17 protein-coding genes and 5 tRNA genes are annotated in these 26682 nt (G+C 37.1%); 17 read left to right on the top strand and 5 right to left on the bottom strand.

Features of this window, described 5'->3' with window-relative positions; translation table 11 throughout:
• Nucleotides 1-559: 559 nt before the first annotated feature.
• The 3 genes from SP041_RS19240 to SP041_RS19230 form a co-directional block, all read right to left on the bottom strand.
• Nucleotides 560-826, bottom strand: a complete 267-nt coding sequence (locus SP041_RS19240; protein WP_025565249.1) for a hypothetical protein — start codon at nt 824-826, stop codon at nt 560-562.
• 19 nt (nt 827-845) lie between these two features.
• The gene (locus SP041_RS19235; RefSeq protein WP_025565248.1) at nt 846-1379 is read right to left on the bottom strand and encodes a HEPN domain-containing protein; all 534 of its coding nucleotides are present in this window, start codon (nt 1377-1379) and stop codon (nt 846-848) included.
• Nucleotides 1380-1557: 178 nt separating this feature from the next.
• Complete coding sequence (locus SP041_RS19230; RefSeq protein WP_025565247.1) at nt 1558-1884, bottom strand: hypothetical protein; 327 nt, start codon at nt 1882-1884, stop codon at nt 1558-1560.
• Nucleotides 1885-2356: 472 nt separating this feature from the next.
• Here SP041_RS19230 and recC point away from each other — a divergent pair, with 472 nt between their 5' ends.
• The 11 genes from recC (at nt 2357) to SP041_RS19175 (ending at nt 22197) form a co-directional block, all read left to right on the top strand.
• Nucleotides 2357-5809, top strand: coding sequence for an exodeoxyribonuclease V subunit gamma (gene recC / locus SP041_RS19225; RefSeq protein WP_025565245.1), 3453 nt, complete (start codon nt 2357-2359; stop codon nt 5807-5809).
• Between the two features lie 2 nt (nt 5810-5811).
• Nucleotides 5812-9741 carry an exodeoxyribonuclease V subunit beta gene (gene recB, locus SP041_RS19220; RefSeq protein ID WP_025565244.1) on the top strand — a complete coding sequence of 1310 codons (3930 nt, stop codon included), beginning with the start codon at nt 5812-5814 and terminating at the stop codon, nt 9739-9741.
• Nucleotides 9738-11888: an exodeoxyribonuclease V subunit alpha gene (recD, locus tag SP041_RS19215; protein WP_240791511.1), complete on the top strand. Its 2151-nt coding sequence runs from the start codon at nt 9738-9740 to the stop codon at nt 11886-11888. The genes recB and recD overlap by 4 nt, the downstream gene beginning before the upstream one ends.
• Before the next feature lie 91 nt (nt 11889-11979).
• Nucleotides 11980-12441, top strand: a complete 462-nt coding sequence (ybaK, locus tag SP041_RS19210; RefSeq protein ID WP_025565242.1) for a Cys-tRNA(Pro) deacylase — start codon at nt 11980-11982, stop codon at nt 12439-12441.
• A 217-nt stretch (nt 12442-12658) separates the two neighbouring features.
• Complete coding sequence (locus SP041_RS19205; protein ID WP_025565241.1) at nt 12659-13282, top strand: MarC family protein; 624 nt, start codon at nt 12659-12661, stop codon at nt 13280-13282.
• 608 nt (nt 13283-13890) lie between these two features.
• On the top strand, nt 13891-15198 hold the full coding sequence (gene tig, locus SP041_RS19200; protein WP_025565240.1) for a trigger factor: 1308 nt from the start codon (nt 13891-13893) through the stop codon (nt 15196-15198).
• A 114-nt stretch (nt 15199-15312) separates the two neighbouring features.
• Complete coding sequence (clpP, locus tag SP041_RS19195; protein WP_025565239.1) at nt 15313-15936, top strand: ATP-dependent Clp endopeptidase proteolytic subunit ClpP; 624 nt, start codon at nt 15313-15315, stop codon at nt 15934-15936.
• A gap of 18 nt (nt 15937-15954) precedes the next feature.
• Complete coding sequence (gene clpX / locus SP041_RS19190; protein WP_025565238.1) at nt 15955-17247, top strand: ATP-dependent protease ATP-binding subunit ClpX; 1293 nt, start codon at nt 15955-15957, stop codon at nt 17245-17247.
• A gap of 186 nt (nt 17248-17433) precedes the next feature.
• Nucleotides 17434-19791 (top strand): endopeptidase La, encoded by a 2358-nt coding sequence (gene lon, locus SP041_RS19185; protein ID WP_025565237.1) that lies wholly within the window; start codon nt 17434-17436, stop codon nt 19789-19791.
• A gap of 153 nt (nt 19792-19944) precedes the next feature.
• On the top strand, nt 19945-20220 hold the full coding sequence (locus tag SP041_RS19180) for an HU family DNA-binding protein (protein WP_025565236.1): 276 nt from the start codon (nt 19945-19947) through the stop codon (nt 20218-20220).
• A 78-nt stretch (nt 20221-20298) separates the two neighbouring features.
• A complete protein-coding gene (locus SP041_RS19175) occupies nt 20299-22197 on the top strand; it encodes a SurA N-terminal domain-containing protein (RefSeq protein WP_025565234.1) in 1899 nt (632 codons plus the stop codon).
• 176 nt (nt 22198-22373) lie between these two features.
• Here SP041_RS19175 and SP041_RS19170 read toward each other — a convergent pair whose 3' ends face one another.
• On the bottom strand, nt 22374-22958 hold the full coding sequence (locus tag SP041_RS19170; RefSeq protein ID WP_025565233.1) for a thymidine kinase: 585 nt from the start codon (nt 22956-22958) through the stop codon (nt 22374-22376).
• A 203-nt stretch (nt 22959-23161) separates the two neighbouring features.
• Here SP041_RS19170 and SP041_RS19165 point away from each other — a divergent pair, with 203 nt between their 5' ends.
• The gene (locus SP041_RS19165) at nt 23162-23803 is read left to right on the top strand and encodes a DsbA family protein (protein WP_025565232.1); all 642 of its coding nucleotides are present in this window, start codon (nt 23162-23164) and stop codon (nt 23801-23803) included.
• 177 nt (nt 23804-23980) lie between these two features.
• Here the strand turns inward: SP041_RS19165 and gltX are convergent, their stop codons facing one another.
• Nucleotides 23981-25405 (bottom strand): glutamate--tRNA ligase, encoded by a 1425-nt coding sequence (gene gltX / locus SP041_RS19160; protein WP_025565231.1) that lies wholly within the window; start codon nt 25403-25405, stop codon nt 23981-23983.
• A 273-nt stretch (nt 25406-25678) separates the two neighbouring features.
• Here gltX and SP041_RS19155 point away from each other — a divergent pair.
• The 5 genes from SP041_RS19155 to SP041_RS19135 all read left to right on the top strand — a co-directional run bounded on the left by SP041_RS19155 (nt 25679) and on the right by SP041_RS19135 (nt 26199).
• A tRNA-Val gene (locus SP041_RS19155) sits at nt 25679-25754 on the top strand.
• Between the two features lie 47 nt (nt 25755-25801).
• Nucleotides 25802-25877 (top strand) — tRNA-Val (locus SP041_RS19150).
• 33 nt (nt 25878-25910) lie between these two features.
• Nucleotides 25911-25986: transfer RNA gene (locus SP041_RS19145), tRNA-Val, on the top strand.
• 35 nt (nt 25987-26021) lie between these two features.
• Nucleotides 26022-26097, top strand: a tRNA-Val gene (locus SP041_RS19140).
• Between the two features lie 26 nt (nt 26098-26123).
• A tRNA-Val gene (locus tag SP041_RS19135) sits at nt 26124-26199 on the top strand.
• Nucleotides 26200-26682 lie beyond the last annotated feature (483 nt).

Below are 26682 nucleotides of genomic sequence, written 5' to 3'. Positions count from 1 at the left end.
ATTATATAAATGGCTATTACAATCGATATCGCCCACATCAGTTTAACGGCGGATTTTCACCGTTAGCAGCAGAGAAAGAAAACGTAAAAACCTCTAACAAGATGGCCAGTTTTACTTGACCACTGCAGGGAAAGTTCAAATGTGGGGCGAGTTGCAGCCATCTTTTATTCTAGCTCGTCTGCGCTCGTTGAGTCTTCTTGATGTTTATTGACAGTGGTTTCACCCTGTTGGCGACTTTACTTTCTCTCTGCCAGCAGAGAAGCTATACCTACAAATAATTCAAAGAGACTAGCTCCGACTGTTTTTTAATCACCTCTTTTAGAAATAAAGTAATAATTACTTTCTTAACGCACCGCTCATACGCCACGTCCATGTGGCGAACTGAGCTAGCAACGGCAAAGGGCACGCAGAGCTTAGCCCGCTCATATAATTATGCTGACGCATAAATCGCTCCATGCCTTACCTTGCTTGAAGGTAATCATTAATTAAGAAAAACCCAACGGGGAGAGGGGACGTAGCCATATTGAGCAAGGTTTTTATTGTAACTATCTGATATTGCTTATTTCAATGAATGGCTGTCCAGCACTTTTAAGAATTCACATATTATTGAAACTGTATGAGTGCCTATTTCGATAGACGCTGTAGTACCTAATTGATAATTCTTAGTCCATAATATTTCGCCTTTATCTATTTGTCGAATTAGGACTTTTACATTTGAAGAATCCTCTCCAATTAATAAACCTTTTTCTGACTCGACCTTTTGGGGAGTAAATTGACAGCTACTCATTAAACTTAATAATATGATTGCTAAAAATTTAAATTGCATGATAATTTCTTTGAAACACCTACACCGACTCTAAAGCTTTATCTGTTCTTTCGACCAGATCCGATATAAATCTTACACATTTGTCTAATTCATTTCTTTTAATCAAATCAGGTTTAGTAATATCGACTTGAGAACGATGAACTGCCTCGCCTCTACGCCTTAACCAAGCATCAAGAGTTTGCTTAACTTGTTTTGGTGTTTGGTAGCTATTCCAAACCCAGCTTTCAGTAACATTAACTCCAAAAAACTCTTCAAAGATCTCTTTGGTCTTCTGTGAGCCTGGATTGTGAAATGTTTTCAATTTTGATGTGAATTGACGATCAAGATAATTACCGATATGACAACCTTGTAGGACACCAAATTTATTAGTAAATAGCTCAGTTGCAATATCTTCTACATAGGTTTCCCAAGCGGTCATCGTCATTATTAATGCGGCACGTTTTAATGCTTCAGGTGGCGATATATTATCTTTAGTATTCAATAAGTCGTAACACTCAGCTAGCTCTTTTGCATCTGATATTGCAAGTTTAAAATTATTTAATGAAATAGACATTTATCTGGGTATCTCCTTGGTATTTAACAAAGCTGTAGGATTTCTTTATGTTAAGAAAAACTAGTTATTCTAGGAGCTTAACGCCCTCGTAAACTACAGAACATGTTAGAAGCTTTTTTGCGTAATTTTTTATTTTAAGAACAAAATAGAACAATATTCTATATTAGATTTAATAAGTTTATTTACTTGATAATGGTAATTTCACAGGTACTTTGAAGCTTAATTTTGCAGTATGCTCTGCCACATTTGAGCTATCACCTTTTACATGTCCTCCAATAACGGCTGCTACAACATTTAATTTAGCTTCACTACCTTCTTTTTCGACAGCATTAACAGATACTTCGAATTCAATTGCTTGGAAACTAGTTAATCCTGTTTCTAAGCCTTTCCAATCGGTTTCATTTATTAAAGGAACAACTTCTCCGTGTTCAATTTCAGTTTGAGCATCATGGATACCGCCAAGAACATCTTTTAGTGTTTCTTTTACAAAAGTACGTAATTTCATTGAAACTCCATTGACTTGTAATAGCATAACTAACCAAAATTATTTCGTATTTCCAGTGGATATGTAGAATGCTATTAATTATTTGAATTTGATATTGAAGGTTAAATTTAACAGACTAATCAAAATATTAACATCGAAACTAAATAAAATATCATGTGGATAGATAGAAAAGTTTCGTATTAACAACGGAAATACGGAATGTTTCTAGTTTGTTTTTACGTTCTATTTTTTGATTTGTTTCGTGCGCTATTTTTTATTGGTTTATAAAACAAGATTCAATTTTTAAAAAGGAGTCGGCTTTATTTATTGTTACAGAAAGCAGAGGTAAAGCAGCTAGTTATTTTTAACTCCACAACCCAATGATTAAATTTACTTTTTTCATCACTCTGTTGATTACTCTTATGATAGTTATGGTATTTTAGAGCTACTATAATAAACAGCTAAAAAACAACTTTCTCAAAAGGTGGCACGTGTGTTTAAAGTCTATCATTCCAATCAAATAAGCTTGCTTAAAGACCTGTTGCTAGCGCTCATGAAACAATCTCCGTTGAGCCATCCTTTTGAAAATGAAACCGTATTAGTGCAAAGCCCGGGTATGGCGCAATGGCTGCAATTAGAGATTGCACAATCTACTGGTATTGCAGCGAATATTGATTTCCCGTTACCGGCGAGTTTTATTTGGCAGCAGTTTAAACATGTTTTAGACGATGTGCCTGATAACAGCCCATTCAATAAACAATCCATGACGTGGCAAATAATGAAGTTATTGCCTGATTGTTTAGAAGACGAAGACTTTAGTGCGTTAAAAGAGTATTTAGAAGACGATGAACACCTTCGCAAACGTTTCCAGTTAAGTGGGAAAGTCGCCGATATATTTGACCAATATTTAGTGTACCGCCCTGAGTGGATTGATAACTGGGAAACATTGCAAGACAGCCAAGTCAGCTTAGAGCATCTACAACCAGAGTGGTTAGACACACACCTTTGGCAGGCTAAGTTATGGCGTTTATTAGTGAACAGCATTAAAGAAGGTTTCCAATCTCAGGGGAAAGCTTACCATCGTGCTGGTTTGTACCAAGATTTTTTAAGTACGCTGGCGACTAAAACTACCGAGCAGTTAACGCATTTACCAAAACGTATTTTTGTTTTTGGTATTTCTTCTTTACCTGAATCTTACCTGCAAGCGTTATTAGGGTTAGCTGAACATTGTGATGTGCATTTTCTATTAACGAATCCTTGTCGTTATTATTGGGGAGACATTGTTGACCCTAAACTACTAGCGAAACGTTTTGCACAATCTCGTCCTAAAGTGAGTGTGAAAGCGGGCGAAGTTGAACAGTTAAAAGCAAGTAGCTGGCAAAAAGATGAAGCACATTTAGCCTGGGCGAGCAGTGGCGATATTGAAAGTGAAGTGGGTAATCCATTATTAGCTTCAATGGGTAAAATGGGACGAGATTTTTTATATCAACTGTATAGCCTTGAGCAACAAGAGATTGATGCCTTTGTTGATATTGACCGCGACAGTTTATTACATAATTTACAGGCTGATATTTTAGATTTAACCGATAGCTCAACACAGACATTAAAAGATCCTTCACTACGTATTGAAATTGATGACAATGATAATTCGCTGAGCTTACATGCTTGCCATAGTGTGATGCGAGAAGTCGAAGTATTACACGACAACTTATTAACCATGTTTGAGCTAGACCCTAAGCTGACGCCTAAAGATATTATTGTGATGGTGCCTAATATCGATGCTTATGCGCCTTATGTAGAAGCGGTATTTAGCCGTTCTGGCACAGGCATCACGATTCCATTCTCTATTTCCGATGTCAGTGCGCAACAGGAAAATCCGATTTTAGCGAGCTTTTTACAATTATTGAATTTACAACAAAGCCGTTATACGCGAGAAGATATTTTAGCGTTATTAGAAGTGCCTGCGATTTTAAATCGATTCTCTATCAAGCAATCTGAATTTGATTTATTACAACATTGGATCACCGAAAGCGGTATTCGATGGGGGCTTAATGATCAATCTGCGAAACAGTGGGAACTCCCAGCGTTAACACAAAATAACTGGTTGTTTGGTCTAAAACGTATGTTGCTGGGTTATGCCATGAGTGACAATCTCTTTGAAGGCATTGCACCTTACGATGAAGTGCAAGGGTTACAAGGCGATTTGCTCGGTCGGTTTATTGAATTTATTGATACCTTGATTGATTTAGAAGCGAACTTAAATAAAGAAGTAAGCTGTGCTGAGTGGCAACTGTTTATTAATCACTTAATCGACGATTTCTACCTTGAAGATGAAGATAACAGTGTGTTGTTCAGCCAAATACGACAGCAAATGCAAATGCTGTCTGAACAAACGGCACAGGCTAAGTTCGATCAACCCTTATCGTTAATGGTGTTGGTTGAATATTTGCAAGAGCATTTGTCTAGCCAATCGAATAGCCAGCGTTTCTTAGCAGGGCAGGTGAACTTCTGTACGTTAATGCCAATGCGTTCGATTCCTTTTAAAGTGGTCTGTTTGTTAGGCATGAATGATGGTTTGTATCCTCGTTCGTTATTACCAATGGGATTCGATTTGATGGTCGGCCATAGAAAACGTGGTGACCGTTCACGCAGAGATGAAGATCGTTATCTATTTTTAGAGGCGTTGTTATCGGCACAATCAAATTTTTACGTTAGTTACATCGGTAAAGATATCAGTGATAACAGTGAAAAAATGCCGAGTGTGTTAGTCAGCGAGCTGCTTAACTATATTCAACAGAGCTTTATATTAACCAGCCAGCATGAAAGTTTGCTTGAGAGCGAATCATTGGATAATGGTCAATTAGAAAAACAATTATTGGCTTCGTTAATACATCACTACCCAATGCAAAGTTTTAGCGAACAGTATTTTCAAGGTAAGCAAATTACCTATCAACAATCTTGGTGGAATGCCGCTACTCAATTATCCGCGGATCAAGCTGAGATTAATCAACCTTTGCCTTTATTACAAAGTGAGTTGATAGAGTTAACGTCGCTGATTCGATTTTTACAAAATCCTTGTAAGGCGTTTTTTAATCAAGGTTTAAATGTGTATTTTGAGATTGATGACATTGATCAAGAAAATGATGAACCGTTTGCTTTGGATAACTTGCAGCAATACATGCTCAAAAAACAACAATTTGAAAATGGACTCGATGACCAAGCTTTAACGGATTTATACGTGGGTTTACAGGCACAAGGTAAGTTACCTGTAGGTGAGTTTGCAACGTTAATTTTTAATAAAGACTTACAAGTCATGGTCGATTTAGCAGGCGTTTACAGTGGTTACTTTATTGGTGATATTGAGCAGATAAATGTTGATATTCCGTTTGATCAAAAACGTTTAGTGGGCGCGCTTGATGACCATTGTGAAAATGGCTTAGTGCGTATTAAACCGGGTAATATTAAAGGTAAAGATCTGCTTAAGTTATGGGTTGAGCATTTAAGTTATTGCATTGTGCATGGTCAACACCTTAACGCGACTTTGTTTGGTCAAACGAAAGGGCATTATTTTGAGGAAATTCCCGCTGATTATGCTCACCAACGTTTAGCTGAATTGTTAGCTTTATATCAACAGGGGTTACAGCAAGCGTTACCTTTCTTTGTGGAAAGTGCTTACCAGTGGTGTGAAGCCGTTTGTAAATTACAAGCAAATGTCTTTGTGCTGGATGAGTTAAGTTTTGATACGCGCGCTGCTGGCCAACAAGCGGCGTTAAAAGTCTTTAATAATAGCCGTGGTTATGCGGAAGCAAACGACCCTTACATTAATCGTGTTTTTGAAAATATTGAAGATCATTGGCAACAATTTGAGTCGATAGCGCTACAGGTATTTATGCCATTATTATGCAATTTGAATGATTTAATTTATGACCAATGGGGCGGAGAATAATCATGAGTGAATATAATCTAAACCTCGATCTTAGCCTTGAAGCTAATAGTGGAAATGGAAGCACTGATATTGATATTAGCGGTAACTTAACTGAGAGCAACAGCCATATTTCGGTTACGCCTTTAGAAGCGTTGACCTTCCCCTTGTTTGGACGTCGCTTAATTGAAGCGTCTGCAGGCACAGGGAAAACCTATACTATTGCCAGCTTGTTTATTCGTCTCTTATTAGGACATGGTCAACAAGAGTTAGGACACGGTAATCAAGAGTTAGGGCATGAGCAACCTGACCAAAACAAAACAAAGCAAACAGCGCATCATTGTCCATTAACTGTTGATAAAATATTAGTGGTGACCTTCACTGAAGCGGCAACAGCAGAATTAAGAAGTCGTATACGTGAACGTATTCGTGAAACCCGTTTAGCTTTTATTGCTGGTTCAAGTAAAGATGATTACTGCCAGCAGTTAATTGAAGACAGCATCAGTATTGAGCATGATATTCGTTTGTTACGTTTTGCAGAGTTGCAAATGGACGAAGCGTCTATTTTTACGATTCATGGTTTTTGTCAGCGTATGTTGCAACAAAACGCTTTTGAATCGGGCAGCTTATTTCAACAAACGTTATTAGAAGATGACTCTGATATTTTAAGCCAAGCATGTAATGATTTTTGGCGAGCACATTTTTACCAACTCTCTACGCCGTTAACTGAAGTTATTTATAGTTATTGGGCGCATCCTGAAGCGCTTAAATCTGAGTTACAGCAATGGTTGTCACGTAATGATTTAACCTTTATTCCTGCGATTACTGATTTTGATTTTAAAAGTAAATATGAAAAAAGCTTAAATGTAATTACCGAGGTTAAACAAGCTTGGAATGCTGATAAAGATGATTACCAAGATATCATTACGCATTCTGGTGTTGACAAACGCAGTTACAGTAAAAAGAATTTACCTAATTGGTTTGATCAAGTGAGTGCTTGGGCTTCGTCAGATAGTTTAGAGTTAACCTTGCCTAAAAACTTAGTTAAATTTTCACAGGAAGAGTTACACACTAAAACCAAAAAAGGTGAAGCACCCACACATGCGACCTTTGTGTTAATTGAAGCTCTACTTAAGCAAGATATCTCAATCAAAAATACCTTATTGATTAAAGCAACGCATTGGATAAAAGATAACTTACAAACCACTAAACAGCAGCACATGCTATTAGGGTTTGATGATTTATTAACACGTTTAGATCATGCCTTACAAGTGTCTGCAGAAGGGCATCTTGGCAAACAAATAAAACAACAATATCCCATTGCCTTGATAGACGAATTTCAAGATACCGACCCAGTACAATACCGTATTTTTGATACGATTTATGCTGATGCCAGTTATGTTGAAGGCAGCTATGTTGAAAATAGTGATACAAGCCTTGATGAAGATGCTAGTTCAAATGAGCATGCTAACGGCGAACTACCGTTGTTTAATCAATCCGGTTTGTTCATGATTGGCGATCCTAAGCAGGCGATTTATAGTTTCCGTGGTGCAGATATCTTCACTTATATGAAAGCGCGTAATGCTGTGACTGCGCATTACAGTTTAGATAATAACTATCGCTCTAGTGCTGAAATGATTGATGCGGTGAATGGTTTCTTTAATCATAAAACCGCACCTTTTATTTATGACCAAGACATTCCTTTTTTCCCTGTCAAAGCGCCACCGATAAGACGTAAAAAGCTGGTGGTTAATAATCCCGATGATGATCAACAAACTGCGCTACAGTTTTTGCATATTAATGGCGGTTTAAGCAGTGATGCATTTAGATATGCGAGTGCACAAGCTGCAGTTAATGAGATCAAAGCGTTATTGTTGTTAGCACAGCAAAACCAAGCTTATTTAGAAGATAGTGACGGTAATAAATCGCCTATTTTAGCGAACAATATTTCGGTGTTAGTGCGTACCGGTAATGAAGCGAATATTATTCGTAAAGCCTTGTTAGAAGAAAACATTAACAGTGTGTATTTGTCACTAAAAGAAAGTGTGTTTGCCAGTACTTTAGCCCAAGATTTATTACGCTTATTAAGCGCTTGTTTGCATCCAAGCAACGAACGTTATTTGCGTTCAGCGATTGCTTGTAAGTTGTTCTCGCTTACGCCTTATCAAATTCATCGTACTTTTTCTGATACCGCCAGTTGGGAAGCGAAAATTGCTGATTTTGCTCGTTATAAAACCGTGTGGGAAGATAGCGGTATATTAGTGATGTTACAGCAGTGTTTTCATGAGCAAGGTATTAGCGCTAAATTACTCGCACAAAACCAAGGTGAGCGTGCTTTAACAGATTTATTACACCTTGCTGAGTTATTACAAAAAAATAGCATGGTCTATGAAGGTTCATTTGCTTTATTACGTTGGTTCAGTGAACAAATTAGTAATGCTAAAAACGAGCAAGGCGAACAGAAACAACGTTTAGAAAGTGAAAAAGAATTAGTACAGGTGAGTACGTTACATAAATCCAAAGGGTTAGAATACGATATTGTGTTTATTCCATTTAGTGGTTTATATCGTGAACCTAAAGAATGTTTATTCCATGATAGCCAACAACGTTTGGTATTTGATTTAGAAGCGGACGATGCGAATAAAGAGCTGACGGCTAAAGAACTTTTAGCGGAAGATATTCGTCTGTTATACGTTGGTTTAACGCGCAGTGTGTATCGTTGTTACTTAGGGATTGGGTCGTATAAGAAAGGGCGCTCTAAAGCGACACCACTCACTAAAAGTGCATTGGGTTATTTATCTATTAAAGCGGGTGAAGAACTACAGGCAGGTGATGACCAAAATTTAAAACGTTTATTACAAAGCGTATGCGATATGTCAGAAAATATCGGGTTACGTAATGCGCCAACGTTAATGGCTGAAACCTATCAAGCTTTGAGTCAGTCTCCTGAACAATTAATTGCTCCTAGGCAGTTTACAGGGGCGATTGAGAAAAACTGGTGGGTAACAAGTTACTCTGCTTTATCTCGATTCCACAGCGCGCCTACTATTGAAGATAAAAACACTAAGAAAATTCCACAGGAGAGTGTCAAAGCAACGGGTGATATTTTATCTCAGCCATCTTTAGCAAGCTCATTACCTTTAGCTGCTTCGCCATCGGGCTTGCTTCAAGATCCACAAACAGAAGTCTCAGCTTATAATGTGTTTAACTTTCCGAGAGGCGCTAAACACGGGACATTCTTACATGAACTATTTGAAGAAATCGACTTTCAAGATAGCCCGTCAGATAAATTAATACCATGGTTAACAGAGCGTTTAACCATTAATAATTATGAACCTGCAGAAGAGTGGGCGCCGATTGTTAGCCAATGGATAACGCATATTTTAGATCATCGTTTAGTGGCGAGTGAATACCCTGAATTAACGTTATCGTCATTAACGGAGCAGCAAAAGAAAGTAGAAATGCAGTTCTTTATTCCAATGCAACCGATTGAAGCGTCCTCCATTAATAAGCTAATCATGCATTATGACCCATTATCTGCTCGTGCAGGCTTATTGCAGTTCAATCAAGTGCAGGGAATGTTAAAAGGTTTTATCGATTTAACTTTTGAGTATAAAGGGCAATATTTTGTATTGGATTATAAATCAAACTACTTAGGCGATAGCTTGCAAGATTACAATGATGATGCGATGGCAGAGGCGATCATTGAGCATCGGTATGATTTTCAATATCAACTTTACACACTGGCATTACACCGTTTATTAAAATCACGCTTAGAGGATTACGATTATGAAACACATCTCGGTGGCGTGTTCTATACCTTTTTACGTGGTATGCAAGGTGAAGAAAATGCGGGATCTTATTTTATTAAACCTGCTTTTGAGTTAATTGAACAATTAGATAAGTTATTAAGTGGCGAATTAAGTGCGCAACAATTGTTAGAGGATTTGTCATGAGTGATAATAAAAATAACGTTCTAAATGAAGGTATAAGTGACATTGAAAGTGCTGTTGTAAGCAATGTTAAAAGTGACGTTGTAAGCAACGCGGTTAATACAGTGGATATGTTAGCTCTGTTAAAACAATGGCAGTTAAATCAACAAATTCGTCCTATAGATTTTCATTTTGCGAAGTTTATGGCGCAATTAGGCGCGGATAACTTAATGCAATTAGCATCGGCATTGGTCAGTCAACAGCTTGGTGGTGGGCATATTTGTTTACCCATCGATAAAATAGGTAATCTATTCCATCAACATTGTTTGCAGTTAGGGTTAGATTCACAAGCTGAAAGCGAACGTTTGCAAATCTCCTGTATTTTTCATGAGCCTCAACAAACACATGCTTTATTAAATGAAAGCCTCTGTTGCGGTGACGATGCACCTTTACGCTTGCAATATGATGCTTTATTTATGGCGCGTTATGCTGAGTTTGAACAACTCATCTCAGATAAATTATTACAACCTATCGCAGTGCAAGTAAGTGATGAAAGTAAAGAATACTTAGAGTTACTATTCAAACCTCAATATCAGTATTTATGGCAAGCATGGCAAAGCGAGTCGACTCAATCAGTACAAGTTCTATGTGAAAAGTATTTAGACGTTATTAATAATGCGGCGGTGGATTGGCCATCGGTACAAGCAGTGTTCAATAATGCAACATCAGCTGATGACTTAGCGCCATTAGCATCTTTGATTACTAATAATGTTCGGTGTGATTGGCAAAAAATAAGTGCAGCTTTAGCATTAACTTCTGCTCGTTGTGTTATTTCTGGTGGTCCTGGTACTGGTAAAACCACAACCGTTGTGAAGTTATTAGCGCTCTTATTACATTCACAGCCTGACTTAATTATTAAAATGGTTGCCCCGACGGGTAAAGCAGCGGCACGTTTAACGGAATCGATTACTAATGCGTTATCTGATTTGTCTTTAGATAAGGTCGTTGCACAACATATTCCCACCGATGCGAGCACCATTCATCGATTATTAGGTGTTCGAAATAACAGTGCGCATTTCCGTTACAATGAACATAACAAGTTAGTGTTAGATCTCCTGCTGGTGGATGAAGCGTCAATGGTTGATTTACCGCTAATGGCCAAACTATTAAGTGCGTTGCCCGATCATGCCCGTTTAATATTGCTAGGCGATAAAGATCAATTAGCCTCTGTTGAAGCGGGTGCGGTATTGGGCGATATCTGTTCGTTTATTGAATCTGGTTATAGTCAGCAAAAAGCGCAGCAATTAGTCGACTTAACAGGGTTTGATTGTTTACTAGATCAAGCAAAGCACACGCAAGTGAGTATGTCTGATAATTTATGTTTATTACAAAAAAGTTATCGTTTTGATCAGTTTTCAGGTATTGGTTATTTAGCTTCAGCGATTAATAAAGGCGGCGTAACCGCGGCTAAATTAGCTACTTTGTGTGCTAAGTATGATGATTTAAACCATTACTTGAATGATGCAGAAAGTGAAGCTACCTTTGAGCAATTAGTCATTGATGGTTATGGACCTTATTTATCAGATTTACCTGTGATTAATGAGGATAACCGAGAACGTGCAAAACAATTGCTACAACAATTTAATGATTTTAAAATATTATGTGCAACTCGAGAGCAAGAGTGGGGCGTTGATAATTTAAATCATCGTTGTGAAAAGATATTACAAAAAGCAGGCTTGCTAGCGCGACGATTCGACCAAACACAAACTTGGTATGTTGGACGCCCGGTGATGGTGACTGAAAATAGTTATCACCTTGGATTGTTTAATGGTGATATTGGCTTGTGCTTACAAGATCTAACTGGCCAATTAAGAGTGTACTTTGTTATGCCTGATGGCTCAGTCGCTGATTTTCAACCTAGCCGATTACCGGCGAATCAAACCGTATTCGCGATGACCGTGCATAAAAGCCAAGGATCTGAGTTTAAACATACGTTATTAGCATTACCTGATTATGCATTACCAGTGATGAATAGAGAGCTAATTTATACTGGTATTACGCGTGCTAAAAAGCAGTTAACACTAATCGCTGACTTATCATTGGTTGCAAGCTCGGTCAGGAATAGAGCAAGTCGAAACAGTCGTTTAACAGAGCGTTTAACTTTGCAGTAAGTGGCTCAAATGAAACTGTTTTTTGATAAGCATTAAACAGTCGTTCATTAGGTAAGTGAAAGTAGATTTAAAATAAAGGTAAATACAGATTATGACACCTGCGATTAAAGTAGCTGAAAAACATAAAATCACATTTAAGGTTCATCAATATAAACATGATAAAAAGCATGCGTCTTATGGTTTAGAAGCCGCTGAGAAAATGAATGTCGATGCACAACAAGTGTTTAAAACTTTAGTGGTTGAAGTTGATAAGCAGTTAGTCGTGGCGGTTTTACCTGTTACGGAGCAGTTAAATTTGAAAGCTGTCGCATCGGCTTTGAAAGGTAAAAAAGCACAAATGGCTGATAAAAACGATGTGTTACGCTCTTCAGGTTATGTTTTAGGTGGCGTGAGTCCGTTAGGGCAAAAGAAGCGCTTAACAACCTTGATTGATAGTACGGCAACGGACCATCCAGATATTTATGTCAGTGCGGGTAAAAGGGGCTTGGAAATACAATTAAAAGCGCAAGACCTTGCCTCAATATTGTCGGCTACTTTTGTGCCATTAACGTAGCCATTAACGTAACTATTAACGTAGCCATTAACACAATCATTAAACGTTTCTTTACTTGAATGTAAGGTATGTGATTTTTACGTTTTTGATTTTTATCATACTAAGAATAACTTTCTATTAAATAGATAAGATATTATAAATCACTCTGTGTTAGCATCGCGCTGAAAATTCCTAGTAGTAAATTTAAGCAACCTTTAAACTGTTAATGAGATTGTAAATGGAACACTTTTTTACCCTATATTTAAAACTATTCTTTATGATGACACCCTTTTTTGTGTTGTCTGTTTTCTTGATTTTAGGCAAAAAATTAAGCTCATCTGAAAAGAAGAAGGTCATTTTAAAATTAAGTGTGACAGTAGTGATTATCAGCTTAGTTTTCCTCATTTTTGGACAATACATTTTCAGCTTATTTGGCATTACTTTAGACGCTTTTAAAATCGGTGCGGGTACCGTACTATTTTTAAGTGCATTAGAGATGATTAAAGGTGGAACTGAAGTCCCTGAAGGGCCTGAAAATACCATTAAACGTAGTGCTGACTTTGCGATAGTGCCGTTGGCGATTCCTGTTACTGTTGGTCCAGGTCTGATTGGTATATTGATGGTCATGGGAGCAGAATTAAACGGCGTTATGGATACTGTGATTGTTTGTTTATCATTGTTTGCTGCTGTTGCCTCATTAGCTATTGTTTTACTGTTTTCAAGTAAAATACAACGTCTACTTGGTCAGCAAGGTTTAGAAGTGTTACCAAAAATAACGGGTTTATTTGTATCGGCGATTGGTGCTCAAATTGTATTTTCAGGTATCCAAGGCTTTTTTGTTGAGTCGTTGTTACTTCATTAATAGATTAATAGATTAAATGAGTCGTGATTAGACTTAATATTCGACTCATCATTAAAACCATCACTAGAGTGACTAACAAAGCAATCATTAGCGTTATCAAATAATGCTAGTGATTGCTTGTTTTGTGAACTCTTCATTTTTATAAGTTACATTTATTAGCACATTTAAAACTACATTGTCTTTATTTGATTTTATATGCTTTTTTACTGTTTATTATTCAATAACCCATTACTTCCTTTTACTTTGTCATGTCATTCTTAAATAAAAATCGTTTAATTATCAAGCAGAATGATCATGGTCCATAAAATTATTTAGTTCGTTTTTACTAAAAATAAAGCATAAATTGTACGAAATAGAGACGGATCTACAAAAATAGAGCTTGCATGTCGTTTTTCCTATGGACTGCCTATCGACTAACGCTATAACAGTGTCTATAATGGCGCGTCTTAAATTTCACCATAGAAATTACAAAATAATTTTTAATTAAGGTGTCATTTTTATAATGCGGTTGTCCAAGCAAATACACCTTAGTGATGAAAGTGAATGAACAAAAAACATCACTTTTATCAGTAAAAACAATTTTTAACGTAAAAGATAAAGGAAATAAAATGCAAGTTTCTGTTGAATCTACACAAGGTCTAGAGCGCGTATTAACAATTACTGTTGCCGCTGAAGCATTCGATAAAGAATTTGATGCTCGTCTACGTCATCTATCTAAAACACAACGTGTTGATGGCTTTCGTCCTGGTAAAGTACCTGCATCAGTTATAGCTAAGCGTTTTGGTGCTGCTGTTGAGCAAGAAGTTGGTGGCGAAATCATGCAACGCAACTTTTACGAAGCAATCGTAGCTGAAAAATTAAACCCAGCTGGTGCGCCTGCTGTTGCTCCACTTGCTCGCAAGAAAGGCGAAGATTTCGTTTTCACTGCAACATTTGAAGTTTACCCAGAAGTAGCATTAACAGCATTAGACTCTTTAGCTGTAGATACTGTTGCAACAACAATTGAAGATGCTGATTTAGATAACATGTTAGTAACACTTCAAAAGCAACACGCTGAGTGGAACGATGTTGAGCGTAACTCTCAAAATGATGACCAAGTAACGGTTGATTTTGAAGGTTCTATTGACGGTGAAGTTTTCGAAGGCGGTAAAGCTGAAGGTTTCCAAATCGTACTAGGTAGTGAGCGTATGATTCCCGGTTTTGAAACAGGTATCGTAGGTAAAAAAGCGGGCGAAGAATTTAACATCGACGTAACTTTCCCTGAAGATTACCACGCAGAAGAATTGAAAGGTAAAGTTGCACAGTTTAAAATCAACTTAACGAAAGTTGAAGAGCAAACATTACCTGAGTTAACTGAAGAATTTGTTAAAAAATTCGGCGTTGAAAGCGGTGATTTAGAAGCACTTAAAGAAGACGTTAAGAAAAACATGCAACGTGAACTTGATCAAGTATTGAAAAATACTGCTAAAGACAACGTATTAACTGCATTAGTTGAAAATAACGAAATCGACGTACCTAAAGCATTAGTAGATGGTGAAGTTAACGTTTTACGTAAACAAGCTATGGAACGTTACGGTAAGCAAATGGATCCAAACAACTTACCAGAACTACCTGCTGAATTATTTACTGAACAAGCTGAAAAGCGCGTTAAAGTAGGTCTTCTACTAGGTGAAGTAATCAAAGTTAACGAATTAAAAGTTGACCAAGATAAAGTCGCTTCTCTAATTGAAAATGCTGCTTCTGCTTACGAAAATCCTGCTGAAGTTGTTGAATACTACAAAAACAACAAAGAGCTAATGCAAAACATGGAAAATGTTGCATTAGAAGAGCAAGCAGTTGATTTTATCATTGAAAAAGCTAAAGTAACTGAAGTGAAGAAATCTTTCGACGAAGTGATGAATAAACCTGCTGCTTAATAGTGTATTAAACTATTAATTCAATTGGTTATGCATTTTGATGGCTCGAGTGATTTCACTCGGGCCATTTTCATTTTTAGTACATATAATAAAAACAAATAATTAGGATGGAATATGACCAACCCATTTGCTGGAAATACGGAACAAATCAGTAACGCGCTTATCCCTATGGTTGTTGAACAAACAGCAAAAGGTGAGCGTTCATATGATATCTATTCTCGACTATTAAAAGAGCGTGTTATCTTTTTAACAGGCCCTGTTGAAGATCACATGGCTAACCTGATTACTGCGCAATTACTTTTCTTAGAATCAGAAAGCACAGAAAAAGATATTTATATTTATATTAATTCTCCAGGTGGTTCAATTAGTGCTGGTATGGCAATTTACGATACTATGCAATTTATTAAGCCTGATGTAAGTACTATTTGTATGGGAATGGCTGCGAGTATGGGCGCATTCTTATTAGCAAGTGGTGCGGAAGGTAAGCGTCACGTTTTACCTAATGCTAAGGTTATGATTCACCAACCATTAGGTGGTTTCCAAGGTCAGGCATCTGATTTTGAAATCCATGCTAAAGAAATTATTGCAACAAAACAGCGTATGAATGAATTGTTAGCATTCCATACGGGTAAAGATATTGAAGTTATTGCTCGTGATACTGACCGTGATAACTTTATGCGTGCTCAAGAAGCAGTTGACTACGGTATTGTCGACTCAGTATTGACTCGTAGAATATAATTAAGGATATCGATAATTATGTCGGATAAAAACAACAATGATGCTGATAACAGCCTATTGTACTGTTCGTTCTGTGGTAAAAGTCAGCATGAAGTTAAAAAACTCATTGCAGGACCTTCTGTCTATATTTGTAACGAGTGTGTTGATCTTTGTGATGACATCATTAAAGAAGAAATCGCAGAACTTACAAGTACTGTTGAAACGAATAACAGCAAGAAAAAATTACCTACACCACATGAAATTCGTGCTTCGTTAGATGATTATGTTATTGGCCAAGATTTAGCGAAAAAAGTGCTATCTGTCGCTGTTTATAATCATTATAAACGCTTGAAGTACGGTGATATGGCTGACGGTGTTGAGCTAAGTAAATCTAATATTTTGTTAATTGGCCCAACCGGTAGTGGTAAAACATTACTCGCTGAAACCATGGCAAGATTATTAGATGTACCTTTCACTATGGCTGATGCGACTACATTAACTGAAGCAGGTTATGTTGGTGAAGATGTTGAAAATATCATTCAGAAGCTATTACAGAAATGTGATTACGATCCTGAGAAAGCGCAACGCGGTATCATCTATATTGATGAAATCGATAAAATTACGCGTAAATCTGAGAATCCATCAATTACACGTGATGTATCTGGTGAAGGTGTTCAACAAGCTTTACTAAAACTCATTGAAGGTACTGTTGCTTCTATTCCACCGCAAGGTGGGCGTAAGCATCCAAATCAAGAGTTTATTCAAGTTGATACGTCTAAGATATTATTTATCTGTGGTGGTGCTTTCTCTGGTTTAGATAGCATTATTGAACAACGTATTGATACGGGTGCTGGTATTGGTTTTGGCGCAACGGTTAAAGATAAAGACAACAAAGATTCGTTGAGCGATACGTTCAAGAAAGTTGAACCTCAAGATTTAGCAAAATACGGTTTGATTCCTGAGTTTATTGGTCGTTTACCTGTTGTTGCAACATTAACTGAATTAGATGAAGAAGCATTAGTTGAAATTTTAACTGCACCTAAAAATGCAATTACTAAACAATATGCTGCTTTATTTGGCTTAGAAGATGTAGAACTTGAGTTCCGCCCAGAAGCATTAACAGCGATGGCTAAGAAAGCAATGAGCCGTAAAACCGGTGCGCGTGGTTTACGTTCTATTGTTGAAGCTGTCTTGCTAGATACGATGTATGACTTACCTTCCGTTGAAAATGTAAGCAAAGTAGTGGTTGATGAGAATGTTATTTTAGGTGACGCATCGCCATTGTTAATTTACTCAGAAGAAGAAAGTAAGCTCGTATCGTCTGATAAATAAGCAATTAATCGTTATATAATAAAAAAGAGAGCTTTATGCTCTCTTTTTTTGTTTAAATACTTGAAAAAAAACAAAGCATCCCCAGTATTAAACTAACTTAAAATATTTATATCATCAGTTAATTAATGAAGTTTAAAGACTGATGACTATTAATGAATTAATTTTCAATTCTTTTCCGGAGACAATATGAAATTAGAAACAGATCAACTGTTGACGTTACCTGTCTTACCACTTCGTGATGTTGTCGTTTATCCGCATATGGTTATTCCATTATTTGTTGGCAGAAAAAAATCTATTAGCTGCCTAGAAGCTGCGATGGAGCAGGGTAAAAAAGTATTATTAGTTGCACAAACTGAAGCTTCTTTAGACGATCCTAAAATAGAAGATTTATACACGGTTGGTACAGTTGCTAATATTTTACAACTATTAAAACTACCTGACGGTACTGTAAAAGTATTAGTTGAAGGTGTACAACGTGCGAACATTATTCGTAATATCGAAAACGAAGAGTACTTCTTTTCAGAGATTGAACTGTTAGACAGTGAAGCCGTTGATGAAAAAGAAGAAGAAGCACTTATTCGAAGTGTACTAGGGCAGTTTGAATCTTATATTAAACTAAACAAGAAAATTCCACCTGAAGTACTTGCTTCAGTGAATGGAATTGATGAGCCAGAGCGTCTTGCAGATACTATCGCAGCACACATGCCATTAAGTTTAGAAGATAAACAAACCGCATTGGAACTGACGAATGTCACTGAACGTTTCGAATACCTAATGGGTATGATGGAAAATGAAGAAGATATTCTAAAAGTTGAAAAGCGTATTCGTAGCCGCGTTAAAAAACAGATGGAACGCAGCCAACGTGAGTATTACCTTAACGAGCAAATGAAAGCGATTCAAAAAGAGTTAGGTGATAGCGAAGAAGGGCAAAGCGATCTTGAGCAATTGGCTGATAAGATCGAAGCGGCAGGCATGTCTGAAGAAGCGAAAGAAAAAGCATTATCTGAGCTTAAAAAATTAAAAATGATGTCGCCAATGTCATCAGAAGCAAGTGTTATTCGCACTTATATCGAAAGTTTAGTGAATGTGCCTTGGAAGAAACGTAGCCCTGTTAAAAAGAACTTAGCAAGAGCACAAGAAATATTAGACGAAGATCATTACGGTCTTGAAAAAGTGAAAGAACGTATTCTAGAATATTTAGCCGTTCAAACACGTATTAATAAATTGAAAGGTCCTATCTTATGTTTAGTAGGTCCTCCTGGTGTTGGTAAAACATCTTTAGGGCAATCTATTGCGCGTTCTACTGGTCGTAAATATGTTCGTATGGCATTAGGTGGCGTACGTGATGAAGCTGAGATCCGTGGGCATCGTCGTACTTACATTGGTTCATTACCAGGTAAACTCATTCAGAAGATGACTAAAGTCGGCGTTAAAAACCCATTATTCTTATTAGATGAAATTGATAAAATGGCATCTGATATGCGTGGCGATCCGGCTTCTGCTTTATTGGAAGTATTAGATCCAGAACAAAATAATACGTTTAACGACCATTATCTTGAAGTTGATTACGACTTATCAGATGTTATGTTTGTTGCAACGTCTAACTCAATGAATATTCCTGGGCCGCTTTTAGACCGTATGGAAGTGATTCATTTATCGGGTTATACAGAAGATGAAAAATTAAACATCGCTAATCAACATTTGTTGAGTAAACAAGTGAAGCGTAATGGTTTAAAAGAATCTGAAATATCAATTGATGACAGCGCTATTATCGGTATCGTTCGTTACTACACGCGTGAAGCAGGTGTACGTGGTTTAGAACGTGAGATTTCTAAAATTTGTCGTAAAGTGGTTAAAGACATTTTATTAGACAAAAAATTGAAAAAAATAGATGTGACTATTGATAACTTAAAAGATTATCTTGGCGTTCGTCGTTATGACTTTGGTAAAGCAGATTCTGCTAACCAAGTAGGTCAAGTGACGGGTCTTGCATGGACATCAGTTGGTGGTGACTTATTAACTATCGAAGCGACGTCTGTACCCGGTAAAGGCAAGTTAACTTACACGGGTTCATTGGGCGATGTGATGAAAGAGTCTATTCAAGCTGCAATGACGGTAGTACGTGCAAAAGCAGAAGAATGGCGCATTAATAGCGACTTTCATGAGAAGCGTGATATCCATGTACACGTTCCTGAGGGCGCTACACCGAAAGATGGTCCGAGTGCCGGCGCAGCAATGTGCACCGTGCTAATATCGAGCTTAACGGGCATTCCTGTGCGTGCTGATGTAGCCATGACAGGTGAAATCACGTTACGTGGTGAAGTGTTACCTATTGGTGGTTTGAAAGAGAAATTACTCGCTGCGCGTCGTGGTGGTATTAAAACGGTATTAATACCATTTGAAAATACGCGTGACTTAGAGGAAATCCCTGATAACATTAAGGACCAACTCGAAATTAAACCAGTACGTTGGATAGACGAAGTATTAGAAATCGCTTTGCAAGATAGTATTAAAGGTTTTTCTGTTGGAAAAACCGACAAATAGGTGATTAATCGCATACAATATGGGCTAGCTACCTAATTTTATTGAAATTTACTTGCTTGAATTTGAATACCGCAGTAGCCTAGCTCAAGTTTTTTACTATGTGCCATTCAAAATTTAAATAGCACCAATTTTTTATAGACAGGGGATTTACAAATGAATAAAGGACAATTAATCGATAACATCGCAGAAAGCGCAGATATCTCTAAAGCTGCTGCTGGTCGTGCATTAGATGCATTCATCGATAGTGTAACTACTGCTTTAGTTGAAGGCGACAGCGTATCTCTAATCGGTTTTGGTGCTTTCTCAGTTAAAGAACGTGCTGCTCGTACAGGTCGTAACCCACAAACTAATGAACCAATTCAAATCGCAGCTGCTAAAGTACCTGCATTTAAAGCTGGTAAATCATTAAAAGATGCTATTAACGTTTAAGCGTTTTTGTAGCACCGTTATGCATTAAGCGCGTCCTATGATGCGCTTTTTTGTTTTTAGTCTTAAAGAGTAAATATTATGTTAGAAAGAATGCGCGAAGGCTCTCAAGGAGTCGTTGCTAAAAGTATTTTGATTGTGATCATACTTTCTTTTGCTTTGGCAGGAGTGAGTGGTTATTTAGGGACTACATCTGAAAATGCTGCGGTTACTGTTAATGGTGAAGCTATTTCACAACAAAGTGTTGAACAAGCTTATCAAAATGAAAGAGCACGTTTACAACAGCAATATGGCGAGCAATTCGATTTAATTGCATCAAGCCCTAATTTTGCACAACAAGTTCGATCTCAAGCAACACAAACATTAGTTACTGAGCGTTTAATTGCACAAGCTGTTGCAGAAATGGGTTTACGTGTTGGTGACGAGCAAGTGAAAGAGGCAATTCGTAATATGCCTGAATTCCAAGTTGATGGTAAATTTGATAACAATTTATACTTATCGTTATTACGTAATAATAATTTATCTCCATCACAATTTAGCGAAAACTTCAAAACTGACTTAGTTCGTATTCAACTATTAGAAACATTAGTTGGCAGTGAGTTTGTTTTACCATCTGAAGTCGATCAAGCAAGCCAACTGCAAGGCCAAAAACGTGTTGCACGTATCTTGAACATAAAAAGCGATAACTTTCTTACTAGTGAAGCTGTAACGCCTGAAGAAGTTGAAACTTTCTATGCTGATAACAGTGATTTATACCAAGATGAAGAACAAGTTAATATTGAGTATGTTTTACTTGATGCGGCATCATTAACATCAGAAGTCACGGTAAGCGATGCTGATATCCAAGCTTATTACGAACAACATGAAGGTGATTACCAACGTCAAGAGCGTCGTAAAGTTGCTCATATCTTCATCGAAGGTGATTCATCTGCATCAAAAGAAAAAGCAGAAGCTATTTTAGCTGAAGTTAAAGCAGGTGCTGATTTTGCTGAACTAGCAAAAACTAAATCAGAAGATGTTTACTCTGCTAAAAATGACGGTGAGCTAGATTGGTTTGAACGTGGAGTAATGGATCCTGCATTTGATAAAAGTGCGTTCACATTAACTTCTGCAGATCCTGTTTCTGATATTGTTAAATCAGAATTTGGTTTTCACATCATCAAATTAATTGAAGCGCAAGAAACTGAAACATTGCCTTTAAGCGAAGTTAAGTCGCAAATTGAAGTTGCGTTAAAAGCTGAAAAAACTAAAGAACTTTATGACAACTTGTACCAACGTCTAAGTGAAGTTGCGTTTGAGTCTCCTGATAGCTTAGAAGAGGCTTCTGCTGAAGTTGCTGTAGACATTAAAACGAGTGGTTTATTTTCAGTTAACGATGCACCAGATGTTTTAAATGACAGTAAAATACTTAACCAAGTATTTGATGAGAATTTCCGTAGTGAAGGTTTGAACTCAGAAATCATTGAATTAGATGATACGCAAGCGATTGTTGTTCATATTAAAGATCATAAAGAAGCTGCGACTAAACCATTAGCAGATGTTTCTGAGCAAATTACATTGCAACTTGAAGAGCAAAAATCAGCGGCAGCTGCAAAACTGTTTGTTGAATCTTTAATGGCTAAATTAGATGCAGGCGAGTCAATTGATAGTGAATTAACTGATAAAGGTATTTCGTTCACTTCTCCGCTGACACTTGCGCGTTATAGCCGTGATTATGATACACAAGTCATTCAACGTTTATTCCAATTAGCAAAACCAGACACCGACAAAGTAGCGCGTGATTATGTTGGGACTGCACAAGGTGATTTTGCACTGATTGAGTTGTCTAAGGTTATTGAACTGGATACGAGTACAGCGAGTGAGCAAACTAAAACGCAATTAACAACGATGTTAGAGCGCAGTACTTCTGAAGCAATTTATCAAGCATTGGTTACTAACTTATTAGAAAATGCTGACATTGAATATACTGTTGGTAATTAGTTAAGACGGTAAGCAATGTAGATTTATTAAGCGGCTCATGGAGTCGCTTTTTTTATGCTTATTTTTTGTGATTTTTAAATGTGATTTTAGCCTAAGCAGATTTAAGTTGTCGAATAAAGTGTCTAAAAAAAGCAGCTGAATTGTGTTCAACTTTGTTTGTTATTCAACATTGTTTATTATTCAACATCCCAGAAGACTTTACGGAAGTGTTTACGACAGACAGATACATAGGTTTCATTGCCACCAATCTCCACTTGTGCGCCTTCCTGTATCGCTTGGCCATTTTCATCCATACGCAATATCATATTTGCTTTACGCCCACAGTGACAAATCGTTTTTAACTCTACTAATTTATCAGCCCAAGCAAGTAAATATTGGCTACCAGGGAAAAGTTCACCTTGGAAATCGGTTTTAATGCCGTAACATAATACTGGAATACCGAGTATATCCACCACGTAAGTTAATTGTCTAACTTGCTGCTTGCTTAAGAATTGCGATTCATCAATTAGGATACAGTGTTGTTTTTGTTGTTGATGAATATTGCCAATCATTTCTGCTAAATCGTCTGTGTCTGAGAAAATATGAGCATCACTTTCAATACCAATCCGTGATGACACTTTACCTACACCTGAACGGTTATCTATTGCTGCAGTGAGCACAAATGTATTCATGCCGCGTTCACGATAATTATAAGATGATTGTAAAAGAGAGGTCGATTTACCTGCATTCATTGCTGAGTAATAAAAATAGAGTTGTGCCAAAATGTGATCCTATAATCAATATCATTAATAACCCTATGTATTCATTGAAAAACAATTTTTATGGATAGTAGGGCGTATAGCTTATGATAGCATTACCAAATAGCATTTTATGTTAATCCTTGCCCATAGATAGTTTTTATATCAATTTAATTTAACGGGAAGGTCTTGTTTTAAGCATGAGATTAATACTTAAGGAATGAATGATGAGTAAACCTATATTATATTACGTATATGACCCTATGTGCAGCTGGTGTTGGGGATACCGAGATAGCTGGCTGAAGTTATCGGCTAAGTTAACTGAGCTATCACCAGAACATCCATTAGAAATTCGTTATCAATTAGGCGGGTTAGCACCCGATTCTGATGTTGTGATGCCAACTGATTTACAACAAACATTACAAAATATTTGGCGCAATATTCATGTGCAATTAGGGACTCAATTTAACTTTGATTTTTGGACTGAATGTAAACCACAGCGCTCAACGTATCCAGCTTGTCGTGCTTGTTTGATTGCAAGAACGGAAGATAAAGAAAAGGAAATGTTGTTTGCTATTCAGCAAGGGTATTATTTACAGGCAAAAAATCCTTCTTTAACGGATGTGTTAGCTGAGTTAGCTGAGGGCATTGGGTTTAATAAAGCCAGGTTTAAACAGCAATTAGATGATGATGCGGTTAATAAACAGTTGTTCGAAGAAATTAATACAAGTCGACAATTACCTATTCAAGGCTTTCCTTCATTAGTGTTGTCAATTGATGGGAAAAACATCCCATTAGCTTTAGAGTATTTAGATTGGCAAAAAACCTATTCTAAAATTACTGAAATACTTCAGTCTGTATCAAGGTAATATCGAATAGATTAGAGGTACAATCTATAACTTAGGTTTAATAAGCCTGTGCATCAAGAATGTAAATACAAAAAAGCCCAGTATGAAAAGAATCTAGATTCGGTTCATACTGGGCTTTTTAGCTAGTATCATTTGATAGGATCACTCAATAATAGTAGGGCCACTAAATAATGTTACCTATGCTGCATTTTCACGTGCTTCGATAAATTCAATTGCACGTGTGATGCGCTGTACGCTACGTTCTTTACCAATTAATGCAAGTGTTACGTCAAGTGAAGGAGACTGCCCTGCGCCTGTAATAGCGACACGTAATGGCATACCTACTTTACCCATGCCTACTTCTAATTCAGTTGCTGTATCTTCAATTACTTGATGTAAGTTTTCAATTGACCAATCATCAGTTGCTTGCAGTTTACTTTGTACTAATACTAATGCTTCTTTCGCTACTGGACGTAAATGTTTTTTCGCTGCTGTTGCATCAAATTCTTCGTATTCTTCATAGAAGTAACGACTAGAAGTGGCTAACTCAACTAATGTTTTAGCGCGTTCAGCTAATGCAGTTACAACTTCTGTTAACGCTGGACCATTAGTGATATCGATGTTTTGTTGATCCATGTGCCATTGTAAATAGCCTGCAACGTATTCTGGATCTGATGTTTTGATGTAATGGTTATTTAACCATAATAGTTTTTCAGTATTAAATGCAGAAGCTGATTTGCTAACATTCTCTAATTTGAATAGGTCAATCATTTCTTGTTCTGAAAATACTTCTTGGTCGCCATGTGACCAACCTAAACGTACTAAGTAGTTATTTAATGCGTTTGGTAAGTAACCTTCATCACGATATTGCATTACCGAAACAGCGCCGTGACGTTTAGATAGTTTTGCACCATCATCACCCAAAATCATTGAACAATGTGCAAAAGAGGGAATTGGTGCGCCTAATGCTTCATAGATATTGATTTGGCGTGGTGTATTGTTGATGTGATCTTCACCACGCACAACATTCGTAATGCCCATATCCCAGTCATCTACAACAACACAGAAGTTATAAGTAGGGGAGCCGTCACTACGACGAATGATCAGGTCATCTAATTGTTCGTTAGCTATTTCGATTTTACCGCGGATCTCATCAACAAAAACAACGCTGCCTTGTTTTGGGTTACGGAAACGAATTACGCAATCTTGATCTTCTGTTGCTGCTTCATTAACGGCAATAATTTTAGGATGGTTTGCATCGTAACGCGCCATCTCTTTATTCGTTTCTTGTTCAGCGCGGATTTCATCAAGTAATGTTTTTGGTGCGTAACATTTGTAAGCTTTATCTTCTGCTAATAGTTTATCAACCATTTCATTGTAACGATCAAAACGTTTAGTTTGGTAGTATGGACCTTCATCCCAATCTAATCCTAACCATTTCATACCTTCTAATATTGCATCAACCGCTTCTTGAGTAGAGCGTTCGATATCGGTATCTTCAATACGTAAAACGAATTGACCACCTTTACTTTTAGCATGTAACCATGAATATAGTGCAGTACGTGCACCACCAACGTGTAAATAGCCAGTTGGGCTAGGGGCAAAACGTGTTTTAACAGTCATTAAAAAGCTTCCTTATAATACGGCGTGAAGAATAGTGTGCGTATTTTAACGAAACCCTATCTAATTACATTAACTATTTATCGAGAAGCCATATTTGCTTCAGAAAAGGTATCAAATATTAAATATTAAGCATTTATTGTTTACCCTTTGAGCAGTTAAACAAAAAACAACAATTTTATTCAAAAATGGCTTGACTGAAAAAAGTCGATCCCTATAATACGCCCCACAAACAACGGCATTCGATTTAATGTTTTTGTTAGTAAAGAGTAATATGGGCGATTAGCTCAGTTGGGAGAGCATCGCCCTTACAAGGCGAGGGTCACTGGTTCGAACCCAGTATCGCCCACCATATTACTGATTCTTTTCAAAAGAATTAAAACTTTGAAATTTGAAAGTGGGCGATTAGCTCAGTTGGGAGAGCATCGCCCTTACAAGGCGAGGGTCACTGGTTCGAACCCAGTATCGCCCACCACTTTCAAATGTTATAAGAATATAGTTTAAAGATGGGCGATTAGCTCAGTTGGGAGAGCATCGCCCTTACAAGGCGAGGGTCACTGGTTCGAACCCAGTATCGCCCACCATCTTTAACTTATTATTATAAAAATATATTTATCATGGGCGATTAGCTCAGTTGGGAGAGCATCGCCCTTACAAGGCGAGGGTCACTGGTTCGAACCCAGTATCGCCCACCATGATATTTATAAATAGATTTAAAGATGGGCGATTAGCTCAGTTGGGAGAGCATCGCCCTTACAAGGCGAGGGTCACTGGTTCGAACCCAGTATCGCCCACCATCTTTAATCTAAACTTTATTTATTCTATCTACTCTAATATAATTTCCTTCATTGTTATTAAGATGCAAAACGTAGCATTTATTCATTAATATATACCTCTAACTATCTATCTATCAGTATTTTTATACTGTTTAAAAAGTTATCGTTATTTACCTCGTTCTTATTTTTATTCTAACTCGCTAAATGATTGATCGTACTTATTATTAAATGAGTTGAATGCTTATATGGTAATAATGACTTGTATTCATATTCCCCCTGTATAAACCTACATAAAGCTCTAAATTACACTTAATACCAATCACACTAATTAATTGATCTATTTTACTGGTTAAAATAACTTATTTCTTCGTTATAAGTTTCGTAAAGGGAACAACCTATGTGGACTCCCCTGTGTCAACAACAAAATTAATAACTAAGAATAAAGCGCTCACTTATGTACGAGCTCTCATTGAGTAGCTAACTCAGGCTCTCTGATATTTACGC

This window comes from Psychromonas sp. SP041 (assembly GCF_000470315.2).
Taxonomy (GTDB): Bacteria; Pseudomonadota; Gammaproteobacteria; order Enterobacterales; family Psychromonadaceae; genus Psychromonas.
This window is presented reverse-complemented; position numbering and strand designations above follow the sequence as displayed.

Bases quoted from the DNA above. Each gene is read 5' to 3' on its own strand.
- recD (WP_240791511.1), top strand. From the start codon at position 9,738: ATGAGTGATAATAAAAATAACGTTCTAAATGAAGGTATAAGTGACATT.
- SP041_RS19205 (WP_025565241.1), top strand. From the start codon at position 12,659: ATGGAACACTTTTTTACCCTATATTTAAAACTATTCTTTATGATGACA.
- ybaK (WP_025565242.1), top strand. From the start codon at position 11,980: ATGACACCTGCGATTAAAGTAGCTGAAAAACATAAAATCACATTTAAG.
- recB (WP_025565244.1), top strand. From the start codon at position 5,812: ATGAGTGAATATAATCTAAACCTCGATCTTAGCCTTGAAGCTAATAGT.
- clpP (WP_025565239.1), top strand. From the start codon at position 15,313: ATGACCAACCCATTTGCTGGAAATACGGAACAAATCAGTAACGCGCTT.
- SP041_RS19175 (WP_025565234.1), top strand. From the start codon at position 20,299: ATGTTAGAAAGAATGCGCGAAGGCTCTCAAGGAGTCGTTGCTAAAAGT.
- SP041_RS19165 (WP_025565232.1), top strand. From the start codon at position 23,162: ATGAGTAAACCTATATTATATTACGTATATGACCCTATGTGCAGCTGG.
- tig (WP_025565240.1), top strand. From the start codon at position 13,891: ATGCAAGTTTCTGTTGAATCTACACAAGGTCTAGAGCGCGTATTAACA.
- clpX (WP_025565238.1), top strand. From the start codon at position 15,955: ATGTCGGATAAAAACAACAATGATGCTGATAACAGCCTATTGTACTGT.
- gltX (WP_025565231.1), bottom strand. From the start codon at position 25,405: ATGACTGTTAAAACACGTTTTGCCCCTAGCCCAACTGGCTATTTACAC.
- SP041_RS19235 (WP_025565248.1), bottom strand. From the start codon at position 1,379: ATGTCTATTTCATTAAATAATTTTAAACTTGCAATATCAGATGCAAAA.
- SP041_RS19240 (WP_025565249.1), bottom strand. From the start codon at position 826: ATGCAATTTAAATTTTTAGCAATCATATTATTAAGTTTAATGAGTAGC.
- SP041_RS19230 (WP_025565247.1), bottom strand. From the start codon at position 1,884: ATGAAATTACGTACTTTTGTAAAAGAAACACTAAAAGATGTTCTTGGC.
- lon (WP_025565237.1), top strand. From the start codon at position 17,434: ATGAAATTAGAAACAGATCAACTGTTGACGTTACCTGTCTTACCACTT.
- SP041_RS19180 (WP_025565236.1), top strand. From the start codon at position 19,945: ATGAATAAAGGACAATTAATCGATAACATCGCAGAAAGCGCAGATATC.